Source organism: Candidatus Cryosericum odellii (genome assembly GCF_003570935.1).
GTDB classification, from domain to species: Bacteria; Caldisericota; Caldisericia; order Cryosericales; family Cryosericaceae; genus Cryosericum; species Cryosericum odellii.
Genome location: NZ_QXIU01000159.1, coordinates 1 through 3,758, shown reverse-complemented (window position 1 = coordinate 3,758; position 3,758 = coordinate 1). Strand labels below are relative to the sequence as shown.

Sequence of the window (3,758 nt, the reverse complement as noted above, 5' to 3'; positions counted from 1 at the left end):
GTCACGACAGGCGGGCGCGTCTCGAAGGACTTCATGAACTTGTCCGATGGCGGGGCATAGTTCTCGCCGAGAATACGGGCGAGGTAGTCGGCGTCGTCGGGGTCCAGCAGACCACACTCGCGCACCGGGATACCATTCTTGAGCATCATGGTGTTGAGCTCTTGCTGCTTGAGGTCAAACTGCTTGGCAAAAGCCATATAGGTGACAGACTCGACAAATGCTTTGGACTTCTCTACGGTGATGACAGGTTCGACGGGTGCGGGCGTAAGTTTCTCCTTTTCCTTTTCAGGTGCAGCCTTGGGGGTCGCCTTGGCTGCCTTTGGGGTCTCGTTCTTGACCTCCGACGAGGCGGCCTTCTCCTTGTCAACAATCTCCTTGACAAGGATTGCTGTTTCCTCTTCGATCGTACCGACCACACCCTTCGCCGGAATCCCCAACTCAGCCAGGATCTCCAGCATGCGTGCCGACTTCAGATTCAGTTCTTTAGCGAGCTCATAGATTCGTACTTTCTTCATGCGTCTCACCTGCCTCATGGGTTGGGGCCGCTTGCGGCTGCCCTTCCTCTATCTGAACGAGTTCCACCTTCGCGTCCAATAACCGCTCTACGAGCCGGACATTGACCCCGCCCTTACCCAGGGCGACGGGGAACGCCTCAGCGGTGGCGTGCACCACGAAGGTGCCGTCCTCCGGCCTGCGTTCTGCGTCCAGCACCTTGGCGGGGCTGAAAGCGTTGATTGCGTATTTCGCGGGATTTGGATCATATCTAATGACATCAATGTGCTCAAACGCGATCTCACGCGATACTGCACGAATGCGTCCACCCATCGGCCCAATGACTGCGCCCACTGGATCGATCTTAGGATCGCGGCTGAAGACGGCGACCTTTGCGCGTTGGCCCGCCTCGCGGACGATACGCTTGACCTCGACGAGACCTGAGCCGACCTCGGGGACCTCCAGTTCTATGAGACGCTGGATGAAGTCCGGATGTGACCGTGTCAGGACCACGCGTGGTCCCTGCAATGACTTGTCGACCGACAGGATGAGCGCCTTGGCGACACCCTGAAAGCGCAGCCGTTCGCCGGGAATCTGCTGATCCTTCGGCATGATTCCCTCGCACCGGGCAAGGTTGATAAGCAATCCCTCTTTGTTCTGGCGCAGGACCTCGCCGTTGACCAGAGTGCCCACCTGTGAGTGAAAGCGCTCATAGACCAGGTCGTTCTCACGTTCCTTGATCTTGTCATCGATGAACTTGCGTGCCTTCACAATCACCGCCAGGGGGAGCTGCTCGATCTTGACCTGGATGAGCACGTCATTCCCGGTCTTCGCATCTGGCTCCGCCTTACGGGCGTCCTTCAGCGTGATCTCACTGTCGCTGTCCGTGACCTTGGCCACAACCGTCTTGCGCGAATAGAGCCGGACAAGGCCGGTACCCGTGTCAGCCTTCACCAGGAAGTTGTCTTTCTGGTACTGCTGCTGGTATGCCGCCTCGAAGGCTTCCTTGATCGCCGTCACGATGTATTCCCTGGAGATTCCCCGTTCCTTCTCCAGCTCATAGATGGCACTCTGGAGCTCATCCCTCATACGCACCTCCCAATATCTCGTCCCACAACGAGATCTTCGTCACCTGCCGCATATCGAACGCACGGTCTACACCGAGCACCATCACGTGCAGGCTGTCCCCACTCAATGCTCCCAGCGTTCCGATGATCGACTCCCTGGATTCCTTGGTCGCCACGCGCACGAGCCTGCCGGCGAAGAGCTCCAGCTCCCGCGCCGTCTTGAGAACGCGGTCTAGTCCGGGGCTTGTCACCTCGAACGCAGGCAAATAATCGTCGCCATACAACTCAATGAACGCATGACTGATCGCCCGGCTGACGCTCGCAATCTCATCGACCGAGATGTCTCTCCCCGGCGTCATGAGCACAACGCTCGCCATGCCCGGAGCGTTCTCGATGGCGACGAGCGTGGTATTGCTCTTCGCCACCTCCAGCAGCACAATATCCTCAAACCTCGTGTCCATACATCTCTCCATGTGAAACAAAAAAGTGGCTCGCTCGCGCGCCCACTTTTCGCTTTCCACTAATATGAAACGTCCGAAAGCAGGGCTTTCGGACGTCATGTCGCTCAGTTACTTGTCACGTTCATGACATTACGCTAAATAGTATACCTATGAATGTCGGAATGACAACCTCAATTTCCTTTACAACTTGGCGAGACGCTCGGATCCGCCGTTACGAGTAGTCTACCCCGCTGGGGCCAAGGATCTTGGCAAGTCCCTTCAGGAGCGCGGGTGTAATAGTGACCCAGTGCTTGTTGCCGACTTCCAGACAGTGCTCGGTTCCGTTGCGGTAGAGGATGCGCCAATGCTCTTTGCCCGGATAATGGTGCGTGAGGAGGAGAACATCCTTGAGTATCTCGCTGTTCACCTGTTCTTCCGTCATTCTGAGCTTGAGCACTGGATGGGTCACAGAAACGAGCTTCGAGCCTTTTGCCTGTTCGGGCGTCACGAAGTCGATAAATTTCCTGGCCGTCAGAGACAATTCGTCACCATCCATGCGCACGTTCGCCTCCAGGACGATGGCTCCCTCGCGGTCGAAGCACGGCTGGAACTGCCCGAGGACGTACTCGAACACCATCAGCTCCACCTTGCGGCTGTCGTCCTCGAGCGTGCACTTACCGTAGGGGTGACCTGCCTTGGACTTGGCGGTCTTCGCGGATGTGAGCAGGCCCATGACCGTGACGGTGGATCCGTCGTCACAATCCGCGCAGTCCGAAACGCGCTTCGCGTTGTACTTGGCCAGGAGTGACTCGTACTGCTGGAAGGGGCTGCAGAAGCAAAAGAACCCAAACGCTTCCTTCTCCATCGCCGCCGCACCCGCTGTATCGCACGAGGAAGCGGAGGCCCCGGGTTCGCCCACCGACCCGCCAAACAGGCCCGTCGTCGAATCGTCTACAATCGGTGCCTTGCCGTTCTGGTTGTTGAATTCCCTGAGAACGGTCACCCGGTCCTCACCCAGGGTCTCGAACGCCCCGGCCTTGATGAGACATTCGACGGACTTTCGGTTGACCTTGCCACCACCGGAACGTCGCTGAAAATCTTTGAACGTCGAATAGGCGCGGTTGGACCGCTCCTCCATAATCTCGTCGATCGCCTTTGAGCCCAGGTTCTTGATGGCAAGCAGACCGAAACGGATGCCCTGAGAGCCGTCAGTCTGTGTCTCCACCGTGAACAGCTTGTCAGATTTGTTGATATCCGGTGGAAGGATGGGGATGTTCTTGCTACGGCACTCGGCGACCAGTTCCTTGAGACGATCTTCGGTATCGATGCCCGAATTCATGAGGGCCGTCAGGTACTGAATGAAATAGTGGGTCTTGAGCCACGCCGTGCGGTAGACCATGATGGCGTAGGCGACCCCGTGGGACTTGTTGAACCCGTAGCCGGCGAAAAAATCAATAAGGGCAAACACGTCCTCGGCGGTCTTCTTCGGGACGCCTTTCTCGATCGATTTCTCGACGAAGACGGCCCGTTGTTTGGCCAGAATGTCGGCCTTCTTCTTCGACACGCCCTTGCGCAGAATGTCTGCTTCCTGCATCGTGAACCCGGCCATGCGGTTGGCGATCTGCATGATCTGTTCCTGGTACACGATGATACCATAAGTCGGCTTGAGGATGCCCTCAATGCTCGGATGGTAGTAGTTGACCTTCTCCTTGCCATTCTTGCGGTCGATGTACTTCTGGATACCACCGGCCTTGATGGT

The 3,758-nt window shown here is 57.2% G+C and carries 4 protein-coding genes; all 4 read right to left on the bottom strand.

The window, feature by feature from the left end:
* The coding region (locus tag SMC5_RS06695) for a translation initiation factor IF-2 N-terminal domain-containing protein (RefSeq protein ID WP_207799120.1) at positions 1-515 on the bottom strand (515 nt) is incomplete at its 3' end.
* Positions 493-1,581, bottom strand: coding sequence for a transcription termination factor NusA (gene nusA, locus SMC5_RS06690; protein WP_119120089.1), 1,089 nt, complete (start codon positions 1,579-1,581; stop codon positions 493-495). The genes nusA and SMC5_RS06695, both read right to left, overlap by 23 nt.
* The gene (locus SMC5_RS06685; RefSeq protein WP_165849003.1) at positions 1,571-2,020 is read right to left on the bottom strand and encodes a ribosome maturation factor RimP; all 450 of its coding nucleotides are present in this window, start codon (positions 2,018-2,020) and stop codon (positions 1,571-1,573) included. Before SMC5_RS06685 ends, nusA begins: the two co-directional genes overlap by 11 nt.
* Before the next feature lie 211 nt (positions 2,021-2,231).
* A partial coding sequence (locus SMC5_RS06680) for a helix-hairpin-helix domain-containing protein (RefSeq protein WP_279386318.1) occupies positions 2,232-3,758 on the bottom strand: 1,527 nt, incomplete at its 5' end.